This window comes from Candidatus Delongbacteria bacterium, assembly GCA_041675285.1.
Lineage (GTDB): Bacteria > CAIWAD01 > CAIWAD01 > CAIWAD01 > CAIWAD01 > CAIWAD01.
The window spans coordinates 125,009-148,498 of the sequence record JBAYTZ010000006.1 but is presented as its reverse complement, the minus strand read 5'-3'; the positions used below and the strand labels follow the sequence as shown (position 1 = coordinate 148,498).

Annotated in this window: 20 protein-coding genes; 19 read left to right on the top strand and 1 reads right to left on the bottom strand. The window is 69.0% G+C overall.

What is annotated here, in order from left to right; translation table 11 throughout:
- Positions 1 to 7 precede the first annotated feature (7 nt).
- The 8 genes from WC326_07880 to WC326_07845 all read left to right on the top strand — a co-directional run bounded on the left by WC326_07880 (position 8) and on the right by WC326_07845 (position 7,089).
- Positions 8 to 310, top strand: coding sequence for a hypothetical protein (locus WC326_07880; protein MFA7330975.1), 303 nt, complete (start codon positions 8 to 10; stop codon positions 308 to 310).
- Positions 300 to 677 (top strand): hypothetical protein, encoded by a 378-nt coding sequence (locus WC326_07875; GenBank protein ID MFA7330974.1) that lies wholly within the window; start codon positions 300 to 302, stop codon positions 675 to 677. Before WC326_07880 ends, WC326_07875 begins: the two co-directional genes overlap by 11 nt.
- A 20-nt stretch (positions 678 to 697) precedes the next feature.
- Complete coding sequence (locus tag WC326_07870) at positions 698 to 1,444, top strand: MotA/TolQ/ExbB proton channel family protein (GenBank protein ID MFA7330973.1); 747 nt, start codon at positions 698 to 700, stop codon at positions 1,442 to 1,444.
- The gene (locus WC326_07865; protein ID MFA7330972.1) at positions 1,445 to 2,080 is read left to right on the top strand and encodes a biopolymer transporter ExbD; all 636 of its coding nucleotides are present in this window, start codon (positions 1,445 to 1,447) and stop codon (positions 2,078 to 2,080) included.
- 9 nt (positions 2,081 to 2,089) lie between these two features.
- The gene (locus WC326_07860; GenBank protein MFA7330971.1) at positions 2,090 to 2,641 is read left to right on the top strand and encodes a biopolymer transporter ExbD; all 552 of its coding nucleotides are present in this window, start codon (positions 2,090 to 2,092) and stop codon (positions 2,639 to 2,641) included.
- Between the two features lie 10 nt (positions 2,642 to 2,651).
- On the top strand, positions 2,652 to 3,710 hold the full coding sequence (locus tag WC326_07855) for an AgmX/PglI C-terminal domain-containing protein (protein MFA7330970.1): 1,059 nt from the start codon (positions 2,652 to 2,654) through the stop codon (positions 3,708 to 3,710).
- A 134-nt stretch (positions 3,711 to 3,844) separates the two neighbouring features.
- The gene (locus tag WC326_07850; protein ID MFA7330969.1) at positions 3,845 to 6,409 is read left to right on the top strand and encodes a sugar-binding domain-containing protein; all 2,565 of its coding nucleotides are present in this window, start codon (positions 3,845 to 3,847) and stop codon (positions 6,407 to 6,409) included.
- Positions 6,409 to 7,089, top strand: coding sequence for an RpiB/LacA/LacB family sugar-phosphate isomerase (locus WC326_07845; GenBank protein MFA7330968.1), 681 nt, complete (start codon positions 6,409 to 6,411; stop codon positions 7,087 to 7,089). The genes WC326_07850 and WC326_07845 overlap by 1 nt, the downstream gene beginning before the upstream one ends.
- A gap of 179 nt (positions 7,090 to 7,268) precedes the next feature.
- On the opposite strand, the gene WC326_07840 is transcribed toward WC326_07845, so the two are convergent.
- Complete coding sequence (locus tag WC326_07840; protein ID MFA7330967.1) at positions 7,269 to 7,502, bottom strand: hypothetical protein; 234 nt, start codon at positions 7,500 to 7,502, stop codon at positions 7,269 to 7,271.
- A gap of 204 nt (positions 7,503 to 7,706) precedes the next feature.
- Between WC326_07840 and WC326_07835 the strand changes: the two genes are divergently transcribed.
- The 11 genes from WC326_07835 to WC326_07785 all read left to right on the top strand — a co-directional run bounded on the left by WC326_07835 (position 7,707) and on the right by WC326_07785 (position 23,456).
- Complete coding sequence (locus WC326_07835) at positions 7,707 to 9,317, top strand: SpoIID/LytB domain-containing protein (protein ID MFA7330966.1); 1,611 nt, start codon at positions 7,707 to 7,709, stop codon at positions 9,315 to 9,317.
- 20 nt (positions 9,318 to 9,337) lie between these two features.
- Positions 9,338 to 10,454, top strand: a protein-coding gene (prfB, locus tag WC326_07830) for a peptide chain release factor 2 (GenBank protein MFA7330965.1) whose coding sequence is annotated in 2 segments (ribosomal slippage) — positions 9,338 to 9,400 and positions 9,402 to 10,454 — 1,116 coding nt in all. Because the reading frame shifts where the segments join, the coding sequence is not laid out codon by codon here.
- 10 nt (positions 10,455 to 10,464) lie between these two features.
- Positions 10,465 to 11,967 carry a lysine--tRNA ligase gene (gene lysS, locus WC326_07825; GenBank protein ID MFA7330964.1) on the top strand — a complete coding sequence of 501 codons (1,503 nt, stop codon included), beginning with the start codon at positions 10,465 to 10,467 and terminating at the stop codon, positions 11,965 to 11,967.
- Positions 11,964 to 13,199, top strand: coding sequence for an FtsX-like permease family protein (locus WC326_07820; GenBank protein ID MFA7330963.1), 1,236 nt, complete (start codon positions 11,964 to 11,966; stop codon positions 13,197 to 13,199). The genes lysS and WC326_07820 overlap by 4 nt, the downstream gene beginning before the upstream one ends.
- A complete protein-coding gene (locus WC326_07815; protein ID MFA7330962.1) occupies positions 13,189 to 13,869 on the top strand; it encodes an ABC transporter ATP-binding protein in 681 nt (226 codons plus the stop codon). Before WC326_07820 ends, WC326_07815 begins: the two co-directional genes overlap by 11 nt.
- A 37-nt stretch (positions 13,870 to 13,906) precedes the next feature.
- Positions 13,907 to 14,314, top strand: coding sequence for a hypothetical protein (locus tag WC326_07810; protein ID MFA7330961.1), 408 nt, complete (start codon positions 13,907 to 13,909; stop codon positions 14,312 to 14,314).
- Between the two features lie 159 nt (positions 14,315 to 14,473).
- Positions 14,474 to 15,535, top strand: coding sequence for a hypothetical protein (locus WC326_07805; protein MFA7330960.1), 1,062 nt, complete (start codon positions 14,474 to 14,476; stop codon positions 15,533 to 15,535).
- Positions 15,536 to 15,765: 230 nt separating this feature from the next.
- The gene (locus tag WC326_07800; GenBank protein MFA7330959.1) at positions 15,766 to 17,853 is read left to right on the top strand and encodes a thioredoxin domain-containing protein; all 2,088 of its coding nucleotides are present in this window, start codon (positions 15,766 to 15,768) and stop codon (positions 17,851 to 17,853) included.
- 111 nt (positions 17,854 to 17,964) lie between these two features.
- Positions 17,965 to 20,457 carry an ATP-dependent Clp protease ATP-binding subunit gene (locus tag WC326_07795; GenBank protein MFA7330958.1) on the top strand — a complete coding sequence of 831 codons (2,493 nt, stop codon included), beginning with the start codon at positions 17,965 to 17,967 and terminating at the stop codon, positions 20,455 to 20,457.
- Positions 20,458 to 20,517: 60 nt separating this feature from the next.
- Complete coding sequence (rlmD, locus tag WC326_07790) at positions 20,518 to 21,921, top strand: 23S rRNA (uracil(1939)-C(5))-methyltransferase RlmD (protein ID MFA7330957.1); 1,404 nt, start codon at positions 20,518 to 20,520, stop codon at positions 21,919 to 21,921.
- Between the two features lie 551 nt (positions 21,922 to 22,472).
- A complete protein-coding gene (locus WC326_07785; GenBank protein MFA7330956.1) occupies positions 22,473 to 23,456 on the top strand; it encodes a bifunctional ADP-heptose synthase in 984 nt (327 codons plus the stop codon).
- The last annotated feature ends 34 nt before the right edge of the window (positions 23,457 to 23,490 follow it).

The following is a 23,490-nucleotide window of genomic DNA, read 5'->3' as shown; positions in this document are numbered from 1 at the left end:
TGTGTTCATGCTCGACGAGTTGGAGATCACGGGCAAGGTGAAGGAACCGGCCGTGGCGATCATCTCGGCGCGCATGATGCCCCAGATCTCGGGCTTCCGGCTGGAGAAGTCCTTTTTCGACCAGGTGCGGGCGCCGGACGAGGAACTGGTGGACCTGGACCGGGAGATGGCCCGCGAGGCGCGCATCCTGGACCGCGAGGCGCTGCTGGCCCGCGCGCGCGTGTTGCAGACGGCGGCCTGGCCGCTCAAGGGCGGGCCCGCGGCGACCGATGATGTCAAGTCAGGTGGGGAGGGTCAGCGTGGCAACTGACAAAACGGATCCCGTTGCGTCCAACATCCGCCACATCGGCGAACGCCTGGTTGAGTGCTGCCACGATCCGGCCCTGTTCAGCGCGGAGCTGAAAAAGCTCAAACCACGCGAAGTGCTGGAGGCCCAGGTCTTCCTCTGGAGCTTCCTGCTCAGGCTGGCCCAGGAGAAGTCCCTGAATCTGTCACGCGATGAGATCACGGCGCGCATGATGCCCACCACCACGTACCAGTACAACGTGGGTTGCAACGAGCGCCTGGACTACTGCCGGGCCAACATCTGCGTCTACACGAACCCGGTGTGCGCCTCCAACAAACTGCGCGGGCAGATGGAGGCCATTCGTCACCTGATCTCGCAATTGTTGGGTTAATGGATAGCGGAGGATTTGACATGCGGCACAAGCTTGCGACTCCCATGCTGGCGCTGGCCGGCCTGCTGATGGCTGGATGCGCGGCGGCACAGGAGACGGGACAACAACTGGTCAACCCCATGGTCGTGCTGCTCAAGGCCACTGCGGACACGAGCCAGTCCGGCTTCTGGTTCTACTGGCTGATCTGGCTCTGCGGCCTGGCGATCATGGTGATCTTCGTGGAGCGGCTGATTTCCGTCAACTTCAAGTCGAACATCGATTCGGCGAAGTTCTCCGCGGACATCTTCAAGCTGATCAAGAGCGGCGAAGTGGGCAAGGCCTACAAGCTGGCGGAGAGCATGTCCGAGAAGGCCCTGGCCTACATCTACGCCCGTGCCTTGAAAGAGGCGGCGGAGCGCGAGGTGGTGGACTACCGCAACATCCAGAACGCGGTGGACGAGGCCGCCCTGGAGATCATCCCGCGGCTGGAGAAGCGCACGGGCTGGTTGCAGACCCTTTCCAACGTTGCCACGCTGCTCGGTCTGATGGGCACGATCTACGGTCTGATCCAGGCCTTCACGGCCCTGGAGAACGCCGACGCCGCCAGCAAGGGCGCGCTGCTGGCCAAGGCCATCGGCACCGCCATGCTCACCACCCTGCACGGTCTGGTGGTGGCGGTTCCCGGCACCCTGGCCTTCGCGTTCATCAACAACAAGACCAAGTCCATTCTCAACGACGTGGACGAGTACTCGGTGAAGCTCATCCACCTGATCACCGGGAGCAAATAAGTGGCCTTCAAGCCCAGCGACAAGCGGAAGTACGTGTCGGAAGAGGCGGAACTGAATCTCCTCCCGATCCTCAACATGATCGTGGTGTTGATTCCGCTCTTGCTCACTTCTTCCGAGTGGGTCAGGCTGGGTCTGCTGGAGACCCGCCTTCCCCCCGCGGCCGCCGGCGGCGGCGGCGGCATGGCGACCGAACAGGAACAACCCCTGCCCAAGCTCTCCCTGCTGGTGGCGGTGGATCAGGAAGGCGTGGCCGTCTCGGTCTTCGGCGCCACCTCCACCACCACGGAGCCGGGCCGCTACAAGTACTTCCCGCGGAACCCGACGGGAGAGCTGGATTTCGCCGGGGTCAATCAAGAGCTGCTGCGCATCCGGCGCGAGATCGTCAAGCCCAGCATCAAGGGCAAGGAGCAGGCCTTCGACGCGGCGGGCAACCTGCGCTACAACAGCGACGGCTCGCCCATCATGGTCGACGCCTACGGCTTCGACGACGCGGAGACGGTGATCATCAGCGCGCCGAACGAATTGCCCTTCCAGCAACTGGTGTCCCTGCTGGATGCCACGCGCCGCTGGAAGGACCCCAATTCCAACGAGATCGAAAAGCTCTTCCCCACCCCCATGATGGGCAAGATCAACTAGGAGCGCGGGATGGCGGCACCCACCAACATGCGGAAGCTGTCCGCGCGGAGCGCCAAGGAGGAGAACATCCCCCTGGCCTCCATGATGGACATCTTCACCAACATGCTGCTCTTCCTGATCATGAGTTACTCGGCCACCGGCCTGCTCGTGAACCAGGTGGACCAGCTGGAGCTTCCGCAATCGAACATCGACACCTCGCCCCGCTCCACGGTCTCCATCGTGGTGGACTCGGGCCAGCTCAGCGGGACGCCGGGCGTGTACGCGGAAGACAAGGGCAAACGCGTGCAGCTGCTGGACGAGGGGAGCACGCTGCTGGCCGTGGCCAGCGGCGCGGCGGCCCAGGATCCGGCGGCCATGACCCTGCCGGGCCTGCAGCAGTACCTGCGCGGCGTGGCTGTCGAGTTGCGGGTCCGCGAGCAGCAGCTGGGCATCCCGTTTGACGGGCAGATCACCATTCAGGCGGATGCGGCCGTGGACTACAACTCGATCCTCAAGGTCTTGAAGACCTGCGGGGACGAGCAGTTCGCCATGACCCAGTTCGTCGTGATCAAGAGCGAATAGGAGGGCCAGCGTGTCCACTTCCCACACGGCCCTGGCCGACTACCGACGCAAGCCCTTTGCCAACCTGGACGGGCTGACCATCGGGCTGGCGGTCCTGTTCGGCCTGATCGAACTGGTGCTGATCTATCTGGGCAGCCAGATCGAGATTCCGGAACTCAGCCAGAAAGACATCCAGGAGCTGTTCGCCGCGCGCTACAAGATGCTCAAGGTGGAGATGGCCCCGGTGGAGACGGCGGCCGAACCCCTCACCACGGCCACGGACGTGGCCGAAGAGGGCGGACCCGCCGAAGAGGAGGCCGCGCCGGCCCAGCAGGAAGCCCGCGAAGAGCTTGAGCGGCCCGCAGAGCGGCAGCAGGGCAGTGCCCAGGCTTCGGCCGAACGGCGCTCCGCCGCCTCCGAACGGCGGGCCAACCGGCGTGCGGCCATCAGCCAGCAAGTGATCAATTCCACCGGCGGCATCTCGCTGGTGACGGGTTCCAGCGGCGGCAGCGCCGCGCGCGGCCTGGTGGACGCCGCCCAGGTGACCTCCGGCGGATCCGTCAGCACCAAGGGCCTGGTGGGCATGGTGACGGGCAAAGCCGCCGAGAACGTCAAGCGGCTGAAGACCGACGGCGCCAAGGCCGGCTCGGGCGGCTCGGGCGGCGTGGACCTGCAGGGCGCGCTCACTGACGTGGACACGCGCGCCGGCGGCGGCGGGACCGTGGGCGCCCTGCTGGAGGGCGCGGTCCAGACCTACGACCGCAGCGGCAAGTTCGCAGGCGAGAGCGCGCGCAGCAGCCAGGCCTTGCGGGCCGTGATCAACGGCTACTCGCCCGGCCTGAAGGACTGCTACGAGCGCCAGTTGCAGCGCGACCGCGGCCTCAAGGGCTCGGTCCTGGCCAAGTTCACCATCAAGCCCGACGGCAGCGTGACCGACGTGGAGATGAGCCAGTCCAACTGGTCCGATCCCAACGCCGGCCGCCGTGTGGAGAGCTGCCTCAAGCAGAAGATCTCCAGCTGGCGCTTCGATCCCATCGACCCCAAACTGGGTGACTTCAAGATGGGACAGAAGATGGCCTTCGGCGCCTGATCCCGGTGGGCGGCCCAGCCGCCGCCGGTCCGACCTGAAACCCCACGCAGGCGGAGGCCCTCTCCGCCTGCGTCGTTGAACCGCAATCCGCCGCCGCCCCCCCGGGCGCCGGCCCCAGCGTGAACGGACATCCGGTGCTTCGGCCGCTCCTTTGGCTGCTCGTCCTGGTCTGCAGCGGACTGCTGCAGGCCGCCCCAGTCTTCCAGCCCGCTTCGTCCCAGCCGCCGGCCCCCGCTTGGCGACCGCGGCTGGACAGCCTGGATGCCCGCCTGCACGAACTGGGCGGCACCTGGAGCTGGGAGACGGAGAATGGCCAGAGCGGCACCTGCCGCGTCCCCTCCTGCTGGTCGGGCCACCCGGGCGAGGTGCGCTTCCGGCGCGTCTTCACCCTGCCCGACGCGGGCGTGCAGTCCGTCTGGCGGCTCTGGTTCGGCGGCGTCTCCTATTCCTGCCGCATCCACATCAACGGCAAGTTCCTCGAGCGCCACGAAGGCAGCTCGGGCTCCTTCCAGATCGAGATCCCCGAGCGCTTCCTGCACTTCGGCGGGCAGAACGAGCTGGACGTCCGGGTGGACAACCGGCTCTCCGCCCACCAGACCGTGCCCCTCAAGACCCAGAGTGGCGACCCGCGCAACTACGGCGGGATCTACCGCGAGGTCTACCTGCTGGAGGGTCCGCGCCTGCGCTGCGAGGACGTCCAGTGGCAGCTGCGGCGTGGCGCCCAGGAGGCGCTGGACCTGAACCTGCGCGTGCGCAGCACCGAGCTGCTGGGTCTGGACAGCCTGCGGGCGGCGCCGGACGTCTGGCTGGACGCCATCCTGCGCCGGCCGGAGGGCGCCGTGCTGGCCGCGGGCCGGCTGGCCGTGCAGGTGAAGCAGCAGGAGAGCGTGCCCCTGCGCTTCAGCATCGCCGGCGCTTCGCCCCTGCCGCGCTGGTCGCCCGAGCAGCCCGAGCTGCTCGAGTTGGTACTGGTGCTCAGCCAGGGCGGCCAGGTGGTCCACCGGACGCGCAAGACGCTGGGCATCAAGGAAATCAGCGGCGGACCGGAGGGCTTCCGGCTCAACGGCCAGCCCTACTTCCTGCAGGGCATCAGCTACGTGGCCGACCATCCCGCCACGGGCATGGCCATCTCCGTCCAGCAGCTCCAGCGCGACCTGGAGACCATCAAGAACATGGGCGTCAACCTCGTGCTGCACATGCGCGGGGCGCCCCATCCCGCCCTGGGGGAGATCTGCGACCGGCTGGGCCTGCTGGTGATCAGCGAGCTGCCCGTCTGGCAGATCCCGCCGCGGCTGGTGGCCCGCGAGGCCTTCCGCCAGGCGGCGCTGGCCCAGGCCACCGAACTGGTGCGCCAGTCCCGCGGCTCGGCCTCCTGGCTGGGTCTCAGCCTGGGCAGCGGGCTGGACTTCAGCGAAGGCGCGGAGTCCTGGATCGCCGAGATGCAGACCCTGCGGACCGAAGGTCCCCTGTTGCTGGGCGCGGGCGGCTTCTTCTCGCGCCGGGTGGGTGACGAGGCCGCCGCGGTCAAGGGGCTGGATTTCCTGCTGCTGGAACCCTTCGGCTCGCGCAGCCACCAGGATCTGCCCCGGGCCGGCGTGCCCGTGCTGCTGGCGCGGGTGGGCTGGGCCGTGGAAACCGGCAATCTGGAAGGCTACGAGAATCCCTGGGGCGAACTGCACCAGGCCTGGGCGATCCAGACCACCGTGTTGGGCGCCCAGCGCGCTTGGGCGGCGGGCGGCTCCCTGCGGCCGGCGGGCACCATCGTCCACTCCTTCGCCGATTGGCGCGGCGGCCGGCCCCAGCTGGCCTCGCCCCCCGGCCAGGAGCCCTCGCTGGTCACCTTCGGGCTGCACAACGAGGAGCGCGTGGCCCGCGGCTCGGCCAAAGAGCTGGCCAGCCTCTATTCCGGCGCGGCACCCTCCACCCTCAGCCGCGGCGAGTACTCGCCCCAGCACCCCGCCGCCTTCCCGCTGACGGGTTTCGCGCTGCTAATCCTGCTCCTGATCGGCTGGAAGCAGAACAACGTCTTTGGCCAGAACCTGCGGCGCTCCTTCATCCACTCCCACGGCTTTTTCACGGACATCCGCGACCGGCGGGTCTTCCAGTTCGGCCAGGCCCTCTTCCTGCTGGTGCTGGTCTCGGGCACCCTGGCCCTGCTGGGCAGCGGCTGGCTGCACCTGTTGCGCAAAAGCCCGCTGATGGACCGCATGCTCGGGCTGGTGGTGGTGCTGGATCCCTTGCAGCAGTGGATCCACCGCCTGGCCTGGACGCCGCTGGAGAGCATCCTGCAGTTGGGCCTGGCCCTGCTGGGCGGGCAGGTGCTGTTCGCGCTGGGCCTGCGCGTGCTGGGCCTCTTGACCAACGCGCGCTTCACCTACCGCCAGGCGGTCACGCTGCTGGCCTGGAGTTCCACCAGCCTGCTGTTCGCCATCCCCGTCGGGATCGTCTTTCAGCCCTTGATGCAGTCCCCGGCGGCGCGGATTCCCACCGTGATCCTGCTGGTGCTGCTCGGGCTCTGGTATCTGGCGCGCCTCTTCAAAGCCCTGCGCATCGCCTTCGAGCGTCGCTTCTGGGGCATGTTCGCCCTGATGTCCCTGCTCGGGCTGGTCCTGCTGGTGCTGGTGATCGTCTGGTACGAGCGCAGCCAGAGCCTGTTCGAGTACCTGGACTACTACCGCCACGTCTACGGGGGCGTCTGATGGCCCGCCGCTTGATCGCCGCCGAGCAGGTGCGCCGGGCGGCGCGCGCGCCCAAGGGTCAGGCCAGGCTGGTGCTGGTGAAGGGCCGCTGCGTGTTGACCGACGAGGCGCGCGATCTGGCCGTCCGGCTGGGCGTGCGGCTGGACTGGGTGGAGGAGGCCAGCCTGCTAGCTCCCGCGCAGGCTCCCGGCCGCGCGGCGGGGCTGACCGTCGAACCCGCCGGGCGCGAGCGCGTCCAGCTGGCCCTGGCCAGCGACCACGGCGGCTATCCCTGCCGGCGTCATCTGGCGGCAGAGCTGGAACGAGCCGGCTTCAGCGTGCTGGATCTGGGTTGTCCCGATCCCGGCCCGACGGATTATCCGCACTGGGCCCGGCTGTTGGCCGAGTGCGTGGCCCGGGGCGAGGCGGCCCGCGGGATCATGCTGGACACGGTGGGCGTGGCCTCGGCCATGGTGTGCAACCGCGTTCCCGGGATCCGGGCGGCGGCCTGCGAGTCCGTCGCCGCCGCGCTCTCCAGCCGCCGCCACAACGACGCCAACGTGCTGACCCTGGGCGGACGCCTGGGGGAGGAGCTCTGCCTGCAACTGGCCCTGGCCTGGCTGAAAGAGCCCTACGAGGGCGGCCGCCACCAGCGGCGGGTGGAGATGATCATGGCGCTCGATTCCCCGCGCCGGCCCTGACCTTCCTGCGCTGCGCCTTGCTTTACTGCGCTGCGCGGGCTTTAGCACGAAGACTCAAAGACTCAAAGCAAGAAGGGACGCAATACAAAGGGAGTATTCATTCCCGTGCTACCAAAGAGTCCATTCCTCTTTGAGTCTTCGAGTCTTCGTGCTCCAAGAATCGACCCTCGTGCGCTGAATCAGAGGTCGGCGCTCAGGTCCAGGTAGCCCAGGCCCTGGCCCAGGGCGGCCGCCACTTTGGCCAGGATGGCCTCGGCGTGGTCCAGATCCTCCCCCAGGTTGACCATCTGCTCCTCCCGACCCTTGAGGAACAGGCCGAAGCACTCGCTGTGGGTGATGGGCCGCACCTGGATGGAATCCAGCCGCGCGGGGTGCGCGCTGATCAGCCGATGTCGTCCCGCCTGAATCCACATCTCGCCGCCTCCCGGCTAAGGCCCCCTGGGGGCCGCTTCCTTGTTTCCCATCCGTACGCAGGCTAAATTACTGGCACGCAGGCGTATCCACCAGCGTTCGCCGGCTCCTGCGGTCAGAATTCCTCGATTCTTCGTCTCCACGAACCAGGATGAAGGACTGAGGGATTTTCCGGATGAGCAGCTTGCAAGGAGGCAGGAGCCCCGATGTCCCGCACCCCGTCCGCTTCCCCGTCACCGGCCTCGCCCTGGACGCAGGCCCCCCTGCTGCGCATCCTGCTGGCGGAACGCCTGGGCAAGATCGAGTTCCGCGTCAGCGGCCCCTTCCGGCTGGAAAGCCTGGACGGCACCCTGCTGCTGGAGTCGCCGGGCTCCGAGCTGCGCTGGATGGCGCGTCCCCTGCACTGCACGCCGGCCCGCCTGCGTCACGCCGTGATCGTGGCGGCGTACGCCGACGCCAAGGCCGCGCGCAAGCTGGTGGCGGAACTGGAGACGCTGGGCTACGCGCCCCGGGTGATGGAGCTGGGCGTCCGCCAGCAGGCCGAGGGCGGCCTGCGCTTCGGCAAGCTGCGCCACCGCGTGCTGGTGGGCGGTTTCGACGAGATGGCCGAGGCCGCGGAGCTGATGACCCACTTCCAGAACCGCTGGCGCCCGCGCCTGGTGCGCGAACGGGTCGAGGCCCCCGCCGGCTGCGTGGAGATCACCAACGCGGGCTTCGCCTTCGACCGCGAAGTCCAGCAGGGCGTGCGCCTGCTGCCCGCGCCGGGCGGCCAGGTGACGCTGTTCCGCCTGCCCTGCGAGCGCTGGCCGGACAGCCCGCTGGAGGATCGCAGCTTCGAGGGCGGGCTGGAGTTCCGGGTGGACAACCAGGGCCGGCTGGCCGTGGTCAACGAACTGGACGTGGACGCCTACCTGCGCGGCGTGCTGCCCTGCGAACTGGACTGCGGCTTTCCGGCCGAGGCCCAGCGCGCCGTGGCCGTGGCCGTGCGTTCGATGGTGCTCTCCATGCGCGGGCTGCGCCACGTCACCGAGGACTGGCACTTCTGCGCCGGCGGACACTGCTTCCACTACAGCGGCCTGACCCGCAGCCGCGAGGCCACCGAGGCTGCCGTGCGCACCACGGCGGGCGACGTGCTGCTGATCCGCGACGAACTCTGCGACGCCGTCTCCCACGCCTGCTGCGGCGGCCACGGGGAGAACAAGGAGCACATCTGGTCCACGCCGGCCGAGCCCGTGCTGAACGGCCGCCCGGATCTGCCCGTGCGCCGGGCCCGCAAGCCCGCCCTGAGCGAGGAGGCCGCCGCCCGGGAGTGGATCCTCAACCCGCCCGACGGCTGCCTCTGCCGCGTGACCCGCAGCGCCTATCCGGCCCTGCTGGAGCGCTCGCGCAAGGGCTTCCGCTGGAAGGAAGTCTACAGCCGCGGGGAGCTGGAGGAGATCATCCAGCGCAAGACGGGCGTGGACCTGGGCACGCTCTACGAACTGGTGCCCGTGCGCCGGGGCGTCTCCGGGCGGATCATCGAACTGGAACTGATCGGCAGCCGGCGCAACCTGCGCCTGCAAAAGGAACTCAAGATCCGCGAAGCCCTCTCGCCGGGCCGCCTCTTCAGCAGCGCCTTCGTGGTGCACGCCGAGAAGGACGACGAGGGCCTGCCCCAGCGCTTCACGCTGACGGGCGCCGGACAGGGCCACGGCTGCGGGCTCTGCCAGGTGGGGGCCGGGGCCCTGGCCGAGGCCGGGCTGGACTGTCGCGGCATTCTGGAGCACTACTTCCCGGGAACGGCCCTGCATCGGGTCTATGCGCCGCGGGAAGCCTGAAAGGAGCACGAGGGATGGGTCTGCAAAAGAGCGATCTGCGCCGGGTGGTGAAGTTGGGCGAGGAGCGGCTGGAGCATCTGCGGAGGGGCCTTTGACGTCGAGAACCGCCGCTCGCGCGCCACGGAACTGGACTCCCTAAGCTTGGTCGCGGATTTCTGGGACCAGCCGGAGAACGCGCGCACCGTGCTGCAGGAGGCCGCGCGCCTCAAGCAGGTGGTGGAGCGCTTCGACCGCGTGGCGATGGAGTGCCGCGACCTGACCGAGCTGCTGGAGCTTTCCGCCGAGGAAGAGCTGGAGGACATCGCGCCGCTGATCGGCACGCTGGAGCAGGACCTGGACAGCCTCGAGCTGGCCACCATGCTCTGCGGCCCGGACGACTCCAAGAACGCCATCCTCACCGTCCATCCGGGCGCCGGCGGCTCCGAGTCCGAGGACTGGGCCGGCATGCTGCTGCGCATGTTCAAGGCCTTTGTCGAGAAGCAGGGCTGGAAGCTGGAGATCCTGGACGAGCAGCCGGGCGAACTCTCCGGCATCAAGAGCGCGTCCATCGAGATCGACGGCGACAACGTCTTCGGCTACCTGCGCAGCGAGATCGGCGTGCACCGCCTGGTGCGCATTTCGCCCTTCGACAGCCAGAGCCGGCGCCACACCAGTTTCGCCAGCGTCTTCCTCTATCCCGTGGTGGAGGAGGAGGACAACAGCGAAATCGTCATCGACCCCTCGGAGATCCGCGTGGACACCTACCGCGCCTCCGGGGCCGGCGGTCAGCACGTCAACAAGACCGACTCGGCCATCCGGATGACCCACATCCCCACCGGCATCGTGGCCCAGTGCCAGAACGAGCGCAGCCAGAGCCGCAACCGCGCCACGGCGCTGAAGATGCTCAAGAGCCGCCTCCTGGCCAAGAAGCGCGAGGAGGAGGAGGTCAAGCGCGCCACGCTGGAGGGCACCAAGCTCGACAACGCCTGGGGCTCGCAGATCCGCTCCTACGTGCTGCACCCCTACAACATGGTCAAGGACCACCGCACGGGCGTCGAGACCAGCGACACCACGGCCGTGCTGGGCGGCGAAATCCTGCGCTTCGTGCGCGGGTTCCTGCTGGACCCCGTCCTCAATCGGCCCCGCGCCGCGAAGTGAAGGAACACCCATGACGCACGAGCAGGAGGGGACGAAGCGTCCCCCGGTGGTGCAGGAGCGCCTGAACAAGCTGGAGAGCCTGCGCGGCCTGGGGGTGGATCCCTGGCCCGTGGGCTTCGTGCGCGAACAGCGCGTGGCCGGCGTATTGGCGGAGTTCGCGGCCCTGCAGGAGAGCGGCGCGGCCGTCTCCCTGGCCGGGCGCCTGATGGGCCTGCGCCGGATGGGCAAGGCAACATTTGCCGAATTGCGCGACGGCGGGGAGAAAATCCAGCTTTACGTCCAGCGCGATCAGGTCGGTGCCGATACCTACGATGTCTTCAAGCTCTTTGACATCGGCGACATTGTCGGCGTGACGGGACGAGCCTTCACCACGCGGACGGGCGAGCCTTCCATCGAGGTCAACCGCATCCAGCTGCTGGCCAAGAACCTGCAGCCGCTGCCCGCCAGCAAGGAGAAGGACGGACAAGTTTTCGACGAATTCAGCGACAAGGACCAGCGCTACCGCCAGCGCTACGTGGACCTATTGGTGAACCCGGCCACCCGGACGGTGTTCGAGCAGCGCAGCCGGATCGTGTCGGCCATCCGCCGGCACCTGGAGGGCGAGGGCTACCTCGAAGTGGAGACCCCGGTGCTGCAACCCATTTACGGGGGAGCGGCGGCCAAGCCTTTCGTCACCCATCACAACGCGCTGGACATGCGTCTGTACCTGCGCATCGCCAACGAATTGTATCTGAAGCGCCTGATCGTGGGCGGCTTCGACCGTGTGTTCGAGTTCGCGCGCGACTTCCGCAACGAGGGGATGGACCGCTTCCACAATCCCGAGTTCACCCAGGTCGAGTGCTATGCGGCCTATCAGGACTACCGGGACATGATGCGGCTCGTGGAGACTCTCATTGCCGGAATCGCCGTGGATCTGCACGGCGGCACCAAGGTCCTGCTCAAGGGCCACGAGGTGGAGCTGGCGCCCCCCTGGCGCCGGGCCACCATGATGGAGTTGTTGCAGGAGGCCACTGGCGAAAACCTGCTGGAACTGGACGAGCCCGCGCTGCGGACCCTGGCCAAGCGGCTTCACGTGGAGGTGGAGCCCTCGGACGGCTGGAGCCGCATCGTGGACGAGATCTTCGGGGCTCTCGTGGAGCCCACCCTGATCCAGCCCACCTTCGTCTGTGACTACCCGCGGGAGATGAGCCCGCTGGCGCGCCGCCACCGGAGCGACCCGAGGCTTGTGGAGCGCTTCGAGGCCGTGGTGGCGGGCAAGGAGCTGTGCAACAGTTTCACCGAACTCAACGACCCCCTCGACCAGCGCCAGCGCTTCGAGGAGCAGAACCGCCTGATCCAGCGCGGCGACGCGGAGGCCCACCCCATGGACGAGGATTTCATCCGCGCCCTGGAGACGGGCATGCCGCCCACCGCCGGCCTGGGCATCGGTGTGGACCGCCTGGTGATGCTGCTCACGGGGGCCGAGTCCATCCGCGACGTGATTTTCTTTCCCACCATGCGGCCCCTGGCATGAGGGGGAACTGGGAGTGGGCCGTGGCCCTGCGCCACCTGCGCGGGCGGCACCAGACCGGCTTCATCTCGGTGGTGACCTGGTTTTCCGTGCTGGGGATCTTCCTCGGCACCGCGGCGCTGATCCTGGTGCTGGCCGTGATGAGCGGCTTCGAGAGCGAGGTGCAGGGCCGGATCATCGGCCTGGACGCGCACCTGCGCATCCGCAGTTGGCACGAGCGCGGCATTCCCGACCCCCAAGGCCTGACCCAGAAACTGGCCGGCCTGCCCCACCTGAAGGACATGCAGCCCTACATCCTGGAAAAGGGCATGCTGCGCTTCCGGGGTGAGAGCGAGGGCGCCGTGGTGCGCGGCAACACGGCGGAAGGTCTGGCCACGGTGCTGGTGCGGCCCGAATCCATCCTGGAGGGGCAGGGCACCACGGCTCCGGTGATTCCGGGCGGCCTGCCCGGCATTCTGGTGGGCCGCTACCTGGCGGCCGGGCTGGGCGTGGTGCCCGGCGACACCCTGCTGTTCGTCTCCCCCTCGGGCATTGTCTCTTCCTTCAGCCAACCCCTGGTGCGCCGTTTCCTGGTGCGCGGCATCTTCGAACTGGGCATCTACGAATTCGACGACGCCATCGCCTTCATCGACTTGAAGGAGGCCCAGTCGCTCTTTCGGATGGGCAGCCTGGTTACCGGCCTGGAAGTGCGGCTGGATGACGTGGAGCGGGCGCCCGAGGCCAAGGAATGGCTGGCGGACCGGCTCGAGTACCCGCTGGGCGTCTGGACCTGGTACGATATGCACAAGAACCTGTTCAGCATGATGAAGCTGGAAAAGTGGATGATGTTCATCATGCTCAGCTTGATCGTGCTGGTGGCGGCTTTCAACATCATCTCCGTGCTCACCATGGTCACCATGGAGCGGCGCAAGGAGATCGGGATCCTCAAGTCGCTGGGCGCGGACCCGGCCTCCATCCGGCGGATCTTCGTGCGCGAAGGCCTGCTGCTGGGCGGCACGGGCACGCTGCTGGGCGCCCTGCTGGGCCTGTTCATCTGCTGGCTGCAGATCCGCTTCAAGATCCTCAGCCTGCCTCCGGACGTGTACTTCATCAGCACCTTTCCCGTGGAATTGCGCTGGCCGGACATCCTGGCCGTGGTGGGCAGCGCCCTGCTGATCAGCCTGCTCGCCACCCTGTACCCGGCCTGGCGGGCGGCGTCCCTGCATCCCGTGGAGGTGATCCGCCATGAGGGATGAAGTCCTGCTGGAAGCCCGCGGCCTCTGCAAGAGCTACCCCCATCCGGGCGGCGTGGTGGACGTGCTGCGCGACGTGGATCTGACGGTGCGCGCGGGCGAGGTGCTGGCCGTGGTTGGGCGCAGCGGGGCGGGCAAGAGCACGCTCCTGCACGTGCTGGGCGGGCTGGAGGCTCCCAGCGCGGGCACGGTGACCCTGCTGGGACAGGCCCTCTGGGAGGGCGGCGAGACCGCGCGGGCCCGCCTGCGGGCGCGGCACGTGGGTTTCGTCTTCCAGTCCCACCACCTGCTGCCGGATTTCGACGCCCTGGAGAACGTGGCCCTGGCCGGGCTGATCGCCGGCCTGGACCCGGCCGAGGCCGAATCCCAGGCCCGGGGCTGGCTGGAACGCTTCGGCATGACCCATCGCATCACTCATCATCCTGTGGAACTGTCGGGCGGCGAATGCGCCCGAGTGGCCCTGGCCCGGGCCCTGGTTCCTTCTCCCGCCGTGTTGCTCGCCGATGAACCCACCGGCAACCTGGATCGCCAACAAGCGGACCGGGTGCTGGAGGACGTGCTGGGAATCATGGCCGAATCAGGCAAGTGCCTGATCATGGTCACCCATGATCCCCATCTGGCCAGGATCGCCGGCCGGGTCCTGGAATTGGATGAAGGTCGAATCAGCGGATAGCGGCGGGACACCCCCGCCGCGCACGTGGAGGTGTCCGATGATTTGCCAGGTCTGCAACGAGCGCTCCGCCGCCTTTGAACGGGGGGCGGGCTCTCACGCCCTGCGCATTTGTTATTCCTGCTTGAGCCGATCCGGCATGCACCTGCTGGGGGGGTGGCGCCTGCTGCCCGTGGGGGTCATGCCGCCGCCCTGCCCGGACTGCGGGCAGAGTTGGGAGGCCTTCGCCCGCAGCGGCCGCTACGGCTGCCCCGGCTGCGCGACGCGCTTCGCCCCGGCCTTGCTGGCCCTGCTGGATGCGCCGGCCGAGGCGCCGCGGACGGGAAATCCCGTGCCGGCCCGGGCCCGGGAAGCTCTGGCCTCGCCCCAGGAGGCGGAGTTGTCGCTGGCCTTGCTGCTGGAGGACTACGAGCTGGCGGCCAAGATCCGCGATCGCGCGGGCGGCTGATGCGCTCGAACTTCCAACACAGAGACACAGAGCCACAGTCCGGAAGTTGATGGATGTGTCACGCAGTGGACGTGATGCGTCAATAGCTCCTCGATCATGCTTCTCTGTGCCGCTGTGTCTCTGTGGTGAATTGGCAACGCGCGAAAGGTGAAGAGCGGAGTGGACGAACTCATCACGCTCCTGTCCGCCGCGGACCCCGCCTGGCTGCCGGGGGACGCCTCCATCCTGCTGTTCGGGCGACTGCAGCTCGGACTCAACCTGCGCGGCCTGACTTTTCCCGCCCAGCTCTCCGAGGATCAGCGCGGCGTGTTGCTGCCCTCGCTGCAGCAGCGGCTCTGGCCCGCGGAACTGCCCGCGCACAAGGCCCGGCTTAAGGGCCTGGGCGACTCCCACTGGGAATTCCTGAGTGAACGCTGGCTGCTGGAGCCGCTGGAGCTGCGCCACGACGACGCCCGGCTCTTAGTGGACCGGGACGAGCGCCGCAGCTGGCTGTTGCTGGCGGAGGACCACCTGCGGCTGGACTGGCGCGGCGACGAGGCCGGCCTGCGGGCGGGCGCCCAGGAACTGGACCAAACAGCCGCCCGGCTGGAGGCCGAACCCGGCCTGGCGCTGGGTCCGGGCGGCGAACGTCTCACGGCCAATCCCTTCCTCTGCGGCAGCGGCTGTCACGTCACCCTGGTGCTGCACCTGCCGGCGCTGGCCTGGTGGGGCCAGGTGGAGGACAGCCTGGATCCGCTCTACGAGCGCGGCCTGAGCTACCGCACCTGGCAGGAGGGCTTCGGCGATTTCCTGGTGCTGGAGAATGTCCGCGGCGAGGATTGGCCGGATCCGGCCGGCCGGGCCGCGGGACCGGCCCAGGCCACGCTGGAGCGACTTTTGGCGGCCGTGGCGGAGCTGGACCACCTGGAACAGGCGGCGCGCGAACAGTTGCGCCGCCACCGCCGGTTGGAGCTGGAGGACAAGCTCCACCGAGCCCTGGCCGCCTGCCGCTCCGCCCGCCTGCTGGGTTATCCTGAGCTGGTGGAACATCTCTCGCTGCTGCGGCTGGGTGCCCAACTGCCGGCCGCCGGCTGGAACCTGCCTGAGCTGCCCGTGCCGGTCACGCCCCTCTTGCTGCGGCTGGCCCCGGCCCACCTGGCGGCGCGCTCCGACGCCGGCCTGGGCGGCAAACAGGCCTCCGCCTTGCGCGCCCGCCTGCTGCGCGCCACGCTGGCCGGCTGACCTCTCCGGCTCTGCTTGATTCACGGGAAGACGCGAAGAAGTCCAAAGTGGAGTGGATGGAATGGCTCATCCGAGCCAGCTGTTTCACTTCCTCCTTCTCTCTTTGGATTTGTTCGCGTCTTCCCGTGCGAATCCCAACCCCCGACCAGACGCTTCCATGACAGGCGGGGCGTCTTCGCGGCCTACCTTGGCGCTGCAGACCGGCAGGCAATCCATGTGGAAGGGATCCGATGAGCACGACGCCGACCAACCGCCTGGCCGGGGCCGCCAGCCCCTACCTGCTGCAGCACGCCCACAACCCCGTGGACTGGTGGCCCTGGGGCGACGAAGCCTTTGCTGAGGCCCGCCGGCGTGACTGCCCGGTCTTTCTCTCCATCGGCTACGCCACCTGCCACTGGTGCCACGTGATGGAGCGCGAGTCCTTCGAGGATGCGGGAATCGCCGCGCGGCTCAACGCGGCCTTCGTCTGCGTCAAGGTGGACCGCGAGGAGCGGCCGGACGTGGACCACGTCTACATGAGCGTCTGCCAGAGCCTGACCGGCTCGGGCGGCTGGCCGCTGACCCTGCTGCTGACGCCGGAGCGCCAGCCCTTCTTCGCGGGCACCTATTTTCCCCCCGTCGGGCGGGGCGGCCGCCCCGGGCTGCAGGACCTGATTCCCCGGGTGGTCGAGCTGTGGGACGGGCAGCGCGGGCGCCTGCTGGAGAGTGCCCGGGCCATCACGGCCGAGCTGGCGCGCGCCGGCGAGTGGGAGCCCGCCTCCGGCCCCAATGCCACGCCCGCGGCCTGGGCCGGGCAGCTGCGCAGCGGACTGGAGCGTTTGAAGGCCCGCCACGACCCGCGCCACGGCGGCTTCGGGCCGGCGCCCAAGTTCCCCATGCCCCAGCACCTGCTGCTGCTGCTGCGCGCCGGACGGCGCGGCGACGGCGCGGCCGGGGAGATGGCCCGCCACACCCTGCTGGCCATGGGCCGGGGCGGCCTGCAGGACCAGCTGGGCGGCGGCTTCCACCGCTATTCCACCGACGCGCGCTGGCGCGTGCCCCACTTCGAGAAGATGCTCTACGACCAGGCCCTGCTGGCCCTGGCGCTCTGCCAAGCGCTGGAGGATCCGGCGGGGACGGGGGACGAGCGGGCCGAGCTGCGCACGAGCCTGGGCCGGCTGTTGGAGTACCTGCGGCGCGATCTGCAGCTGCCCGGCGGTGGCTTTGCCTGCGGCGAGGACGCGGACAGCGAGGGCGAGGAGGGGCGCTTCTACCTCTGGGGCCTGGCCGAGCTGCGCGAGCTCCTGCCGCCGGACGAGCTGGCCGTGGCCGTGCCGGCCTGGCAGGTGAGCGAGGACGGCAATTGGAACGACGAGGCCAGCGGCCGGGCGGACCCGCGCAACATCCTGCACCGCGTGCCGGACGCGCACCCGCTGTCGGATTCGTCTCACGAGCTGTTGGAGTCGGCGCGGAGCCGGCTGTTGGCGGCGCGTGCGCTGCGGGTGCGCCCCCAGCGCGACGACAAGGTGCTGGCCGACTGGAACGGCCTGGCCGTGGCCGCGCTGGCCCGGGCCGCCGCCTGTCCGGCCGCCGGGGAGGCCGGGATGCGCCTCGAGTGGCGACGGGCCGCGGAACAGGCGGCGCGCTTCGTGCTGGCCGAATTGGACGGCGCGGCGGGCCTGCGGCACCGCTGGCACCGGGGCCGGGCGGGCGTGGAGGGTCAGCTGGACGACCACGCCTTCCTGATCTGGGGCCTGCTGGAGCTGGCCGCCCACGCCGGCGGCGGCGCCTGGCTGGAGCAGGCCCTGCGCCTGCAGGCGGAGCAGGACCGGCTCTTTCTGGACCCGGCCGGCCTCTACCGCATGACCCGGCCGGGGGGCGACCTGCCGGTGCGGCCGCTGGAGGTGACGGACGGCGCCCTGCCCTGCGGCAACTCGGTCAGCGCCCACAATCTGATCCGGCTGGCCCGCCTGCTGGACCGCGACGAGTTCCTCGGGCAGGCCCAGCGTTTGTTGGCCGCGCTGGCCGGCCGGCTGGCGCTGGATTCGGGCGGCCACAGCTGGGCCCTGGCGGCCTGCCAGTTGCTTGAAGAGGCCGGTCGCCGGCTGATCTGCGTGGGCCGTCCGGAGGACCCGCGCTTGGCCGCCTTGTTGGAAAGCGCCTGGGCTGGCCGGGGGGCCGGCCTGGAGCGGCTGACCCTGGATCCCGCCCAGGCGGCTCGGCTGACGCCTGGCGTGGGCCTGCTGGAGGAGCGCCCCGCCGCCTGGCTCTGCGACGCGGCGGGCTGCCGGCCGCCCACGGAGGATCCTCGTCAGCTGCAGGCCTGGCTGGGGAGCTGAAGCCGGGCGGGTCCGGGGACTTCCGCCGGACGGCGCGATTCAGCATCTTCCGACACCACGCAAAGCCGCGTGCCGCGCGCCATTCGCGCCGGCCGCAGAAAAGGAATCGGCATGCACAGCAAGTTTTCGGCCCACGTGCAGAAGGTGATCCAATACTCGCGCGAGGAGGCGCTGCGCCTGGGCCACGACAACATCGGCACCGAGCACATGCTGCTGGGCATTGTGCGGCTGGGTGAAGGGGTTGCCGTCCAGATCCTGCAGAACCTGGAAGCCGAGCCCGGCCTGATCCGGGAGCGCATCCTGGAGCGGGTGGAGTCCAACGAGAACCTGATGAAGATCGGCAACATCCCCTTCACCAAGAAGGCGGAGCGCGTGCTCAAGGTCACCTACCTGGAGGGGCGGAGCTTCAACGCCGAACAAGTGGGCACGGAGCATCTGCTGCTGGCCATTTCGAAGGAGGACGACGGGGTGGCCGGCGAGGTGCTGGGCTCCTTCGGCATCACCTATTCGGCCATCCGCGAGCAGGTGGAGGCGCTGAGCGGCGGCGCGGCCGCCGAGGCGGCGGAAGGCAAGCCGGCCTCCAAGAGCAAGACCCCGGCGCTGGACCACTTCGGCCGCGACTTGACCCAGATGGCCCGCGAGGGCAAGCTGGACCCGATCATCGGCCGCGAACATGAAATCGAGCGCGTGGCCCAGATCCTCAGCCGGCGCAAGAAGAACAACCCCGTGCTCATCGGCGACCCGGGCGTGGGCAAGACGGCCATCGCCGAGGGCCTGGCCCTGCGGATCATCGAGCGCAAGGTCAGCCGCGTGCTCTACGACAAGCGCGTGGTGGCCCTGGACCTGGGCGCCCTGGTGGCCGGCACCAAGTACCGCGGCCAGTTCGAGGAGCGCATCAAGAGCGTGATGACCGAGCTGGAGAAGAACCGCAACATCATCGTCTTCCTGGACGAGCTGCACACCATCGTTGGCGCCGGCTCGGCCTCGGGCAGCCTGGACGCCTCCAACATGTTCAAGCCCGCCCTGGCCCGGGGCGAACTGCAGTGCATCGGCGCCACCACCCTGGACGAGTACCGCCAGCACATCGAGAAGGACGGCGCGCTGGAGCGCCGCTTCCAGAAGATCATGGTGGAGGCCACGGGCGTGGAGGAGACCGTGCGGATCCTGATGGGCCTGAAGTCCAAGTACGAGGAGCACCACGGCATCCGCTACACGGACGAGGCGATCCAGCAGGCCGTGATCCTCAGCGACCGCTACATCAGCGACCGCATGCTGCCCGACAAGGCCATCGACGTGCTGGACGAGACGGGCAGCCGCATCCACCTGGCGCACGTGGTGGTCCCTGAGGGCCTGGTGGAGCTGGAAGAGCGCATCGAGCAGCTCAACCACGACAAGGAAGCCATGGTCGAGCAGCAGAACTACGAGCGTGCCGCGGAGATCCGCGACCAGAAACACAAGTGCGAGGCCGAGCTGAAGGTCGTCCGCGAGGAGTGGGAGCGCGAGCGGATCGCCTGCGCCGTGGAGGTGGGGCCGGAGGACGTGGCCGCCGTGGTCAGCCAGATGACGGGCATCCCCGTCGAGCGGGTCACCCTGGACGAGTCCGGCCGCCTGCTCAAGCTGCACGAGGCGCTGGGCCGGCGGATCATCGGCCAGGCCGACGCCATCGACCGCCTCTGCCGCAGCATCCGGCGCAGCCGCGCGGGCTTCAAGAGCAGCGAGCGCCCCATCGGCAGCTACCTGTTCCTCGGGCCCACGGGCATCGGCAAGACCGAACTGGCCAAGGTGTTGGCCGAGGTGATGTTCGGCGACGAGAACGCGCTGATCCGGGTGGACATGAGCGAGTACATGGAGAAGTTCGCCGTCAGCCGGCTGATCGGCGCGCCCCCCGGCTACGTGGGCTTCGAGGAAGGCGGCCAGCTGACGGAGAAGGTCCGCCGCCGGCCCTACTCGATCATCCTGCTGGACGAGGTGGAGAAGGCCCACCCGGAGGTCTTCAACCTGCTGCTGCAGGTGCTGGACGACGGGCGCCTGACGGACTCCACCGGCCGCAAGGTGGACTTCCGCAACACGATCATCATCATGACCTCGAACATGGGCACGCGCGAGCTGGTCAAGGAGACGTCCATCGGCTTCGGCGGCGAGGGCCTGGACCTGCCGGGCTACGAGTCCATGAAGTCCGACATCACCAAGGAAGCCAAGCGCCACTTCCGGCCCGAGTTCCTCAACCGGCTGGATGAGCTGATCGTCTTCCGCATGCTGGACCGCACGGACGTGAACCAGATCGTCCGCCTGATGATGGACGACCTGCGCCGGCGGATGGGCGCGCGAGGTTTCCAGATCGTGCTCAGCGACGAGGCCATCGACCTGCTGGTGGTGGAGGGTTGGAGCCCGGCCACGGGCGTGCGCCCGCTGCGCCGGATCATCGAGCGCCGCATCGAGGACCCCATCGCCGAGGAGGTGCTCAAGGGTGAGTTCACCGCCGGCGGCACGGTGCTGGTCAGCGTGCGCGACAACGAGCTGGTCTTCCGCGAGTCCCGCCTGCAGGCCCCGGACGCCGAGGGTCCGCGGATCCTGCCGGCCCCGGAAGAGCCCGTGGCGGGCTGAGCGCACCCACTCAACGATCGTTTGCCGGCGGCACCAGCCGCCGGCTTGCGTTGGAGACCCATGAGCACGAGCGGCGAGACGGAAATCCTGCGCATCGAGAGCGTGGCCTTCGGGGGCCAGGGCGTGACCCGGGCCGCCTCCGGCCGCGTGCTCTTCGTGCGCGGCGGCCTGCCCGGCGACCGGGTGGAGGTGCGGGTGGGCAAGGGCCGGCGCCGGCATGCGGAGGCGCGCCTGCTGCGGCTGGTGGAGCCCTCCCCCGAGCGCGTGGCGGCCCGTTGCGCGCACCAGGGCGTCTGCGGCGGCTGTCCGCTGCAGGGGCTGGACTACCAGGCCCAACTGCGCGAGAAGCAGGCCATGGTGACCGACGCCTGGCAGCGCATCGGCGGGTTGGCCGTGGAGCGCGTGGATCCCATCCTGCCCGCGGAGCGGCTCTTCGAGTACCGCAACAAGATGGAGTTCGGCTTCTCGGACCAGGCCTGGACAGAGACGCCCGACCCGGAGCGCCCGGCGGAGTTCGGGCTGGGCCAGCACGTGCCCGGCATCTACAGCAAGGTCTTCGATCTGCTGGAGTGCCACCTGCAGAGCCCCTGGACGGCCCGCCTGCTGGCGGAGATCCGCGCCTTCGTGCGCACGGAGGGCGGCGGCTCCGAAGCGGTCTGGAACGTGCGCACCCAGCAGGGCTACTGGCGCTTCGTCGTGCTGCGTGAATCGCGGGCCACGGGCGAGCGCCTGCTCAACCTGGTGGTGAACGCGGCCGGCGACCTGCGGGTGGAGGCGCTGGCCGCCCGGTTGCTGGAGCGCCTGCCCGGCGTACTGAGCGGGATCGTCAGCACGGTGCACGCGGGCAGCGGCATGGTGGCCACGGGCCGGCTGGACCGCGTGCTGCACGGGGATGGCCTGCTGCGCGAGCGGCTGAGCGGGCTGACCTTCGAGCTGGCGCCCCAGGCCTTTTTCCAGACCAACACCGAGCAGGCCGAGCGGCTCTTCGCCCTGGTGCGCGAACACGTGGGCGCGGAGCCGGTGCGGACCCTGCTGGACCTCTACTGCGGCACCGGGGCCATTGCCCTGCTGCTGGCGGACCGCGCCCAGCACGTGACGGGCGTGGAGCTGGTGCCCGAGGCCGTGGCCTCCGCCCGGCGCCAGGCGGAACTCAACGGACTGGCGGAGCGGGTGGAGTTCCACTGCGGCGACGTGCTGGACCTGCTGCGCAGCCAGGCCCTGCCGAAGCCCGAGGTGGTGGTGGTGGATCCGCCCCGGGGCGGCCTGCACGCCAAGGTGGTGGCGCACCTGCTGGAGTTGGCGCCGCGCCGGCTGGTCTACGTGAGCTGCAATCCGGCCACCCAGGCCCGGGACGCGGCCCTGCTGGTGGCGGGCGGCTACCGCCCCCTGCGCCTCTCGCCCGTGGACATGTTCCCGCACACCTTCCACGTGGAAGCGGTGGCGACCTTCGAGCGCGTCGGGTAGCGCCGGGGAGAGCCACCACAGAGGCACAGAGGCACAGTGATTGGATTGGATTTGCTTGGGTTGGAGATGACTTGTCCGAGCGCGTCGGGTAGCGCCGGGGAAGAACCACCACAGAGGCACAGAGGCACAGAGATTGGATTGGAATTGCCTGGGTTGGGCGTGACTCGTTCGAGCGTCTGGTTGAGCACCAAGGCTCAAAGGCTCGAAGAAGATTGTGTCATGTGAGGTGAAGGCCTTCAGGCCTGAACCAGAACCAGGTGGTGACGCCGTCAGGCGGAACCAACTACGTGGTTTCAGGAAGTCCAAACGCCGGCTAGCGGAAGGCCGCCGCGAGGTGGCCTGACTCTAGCCGCTGAGAAAAAGCGCCTCTTTGGCTCCACCTTTCTGGCGCCAGCAGAAAGGTGGAAAACAAGGCACCCGGCAGATGCCTGGGACGCGGTGAACCCCCGTCCCAACCTTCCCCCTGCAGGGGGAAGGGGCGCTGCCGGGATGACGAACGGGCGATTCGCCCGTGGCTGAGCCAGGAAGAAGAGAGTGGGGAGTGGAGCCCGATGTACCTGCAACACCTGGATAAGCTGCTGGAGGGCTGCGCGGACAAGCGCGTTGCCGTAGTGGGCGACCTGATGCTGGACCGCTACATCTGGGGCAAGGTGGAACGCATCAGCCCGGAGGCGCCGGTGCCCGTGGTCAACGTGGTGCGCCGCAGCCACAGCCTGGGCGGCAGCGCCAACGTGGTGCACAACCTGCGGGCGCTGGGCGCCGTGGCCATCCCCTTTGGCGTCGTGGGAGCGGATCCCGCCGCCGAGCTCGTGCTGGGCCTTCTGCGCGAGGCGGGGATCTCCACCCAGGGCGTGCTCAAGGACGAAGCGCGCCCCACCACCTCCAAGACACGGATCATCGCCCACGAACAGCACGTGACCCGGATCGACGAGGAGAGCACCTCGCCCTTGCGCGACAGCCTGCGCCAGGAGCTGGTGGCCCGGCTGACGGCCCTGCTGCCGGAGCTGGACGCCCTCATCTTCGAGGATTACGACAAGGGCGTGCTGGATGCGGAGTCCATCGCCGGGCTGCGGGACGCGGCCCGGGCGGCGGGCGTGCTCACCAGCGTGGATCCCAAGCACCGCCAGTTCCACGCCTACGGCGCCGTGGGCCTGTTCAAGCCCAACCTGAAAGAGTTCCTGGGCGCGTTGGGCGCCTCCCGGGTGAGCGAGTCCGAGCTGGAGACCCTGGGCCGCGACTTCCAGCAGCGCAGCGCCTGCACCGAACTGGTGGTGACGCGGGGTTCCCAGGGCATGTCGCTGTTCGACGAGGAGGGCCGCCACAGCACGCTGCCCGCGTTGCGCGGGGCCATCGTGGACGTCTCCGGCGCGGGGGACACGGTGATCGCCGCGCTGACCCTGGCCCGCTGCCAGGGCTACAAGCTCAGCACCGCCGCGCGCTTCGCCAGCCTCTGCGCGGCCCAGGTCTGCGGCGAGCTGGGCGCCGTGCCCGTCAAGACGGACGAGGTCCTGAAGCTCAACGAGTTTCTCGGATAGTCTGGATCGGAATTGGACGGCGCGCCGCGCCAAG

Coding starts and splice junctions, on each gene's coding strand:
- WC326_07880 (MFA7330975.1), top strand. CDS start 8: ATGCTCGACGAGTTGGAGATCACGGGCAAGGTGAAGGAACCGGCCGTG.
- WC326_07870 (MFA7330973.1), top strand. CDS start 698: ATGCGGCACAAGCTTGCGACTCCCATGCTGGCGCTGGCCGGCCTGCTG.
- WC326_07860 (MFA7330971.1), top strand. CDS start 2,090: ATGGCGGCACCCACCAACATGCGGAAGCTGTCCGCGCGGAGCGCCAAG.
- WC326_07845 (MFA7330968.1), top strand. CDS start 6,409: ATGGCCCGCCGCTTGATCGCCGCCGAGCAGGTGCGCCGGGCGGCGCGC.
- WC326_07840 (MFA7330967.1), bottom strand. CDS start 7,502: ATGTGGATTCAGGCGGGACGACATCGGCTGATCAGCGCGCACCCCGCG.
- WC326_07835 (MFA7330966.1), top strand. CDS start 7,707: ATGTCCCGCACCCCGTCCGCTTCCCCGTCACCGGCCTCGCCCTGGACG.
- lysS (MFA7330964.1), top strand. CDS start 10,465: ATGACGCACGAGCAGGAGGGGACGAAGCGTCCCCCGGTGGTGCAGGAG.
- WC326_07820 (MFA7330963.1), top strand. CDS start 11,964: ATGAGGGGGAACTGGGAGTGGGCCGTGGCCCTGCGCCACCTGCGCGGG.
- WC326_07815 (MFA7330962.1), top strand. CDS start 13,189: ATGAGGGATGAAGTCCTGCTGGAAGCCCGCGGCCTCTGCAAGAGCTAC.
- WC326_07810 (MFA7330961.1), top strand. CDS start 13,907: ATGATTTGCCAGGTCTGCAACGAGCGCTCCGCCGCCTTTGAACGGGGG.
- WC326_07800 (MFA7330959.1), top strand. CDS start 15,766: ATGAGCACGACGCCGACCAACCGCCTGGCCGGGGCCGCCAGCCCCTAC.
- WC326_07795 (MFA7330958.1), top strand. CDS start 17,965: ATGCACAGCAAGTTTTCGGCCCACGTGCAGAAGGTGATCCAATACTCG.
- rlmD (MFA7330957.1), top strand. CDS start 20,518: ATGAGCACGAGCGGCGAGACGGAAATCCTGCGCATCGAGAGCGTGGCC.
- WC326_07785 (MFA7330956.1), top strand. CDS start 22,473: ATGTACCTGCAACACCTGGATAAGCTGCTGGAGGGCTGCGCGGACAAG.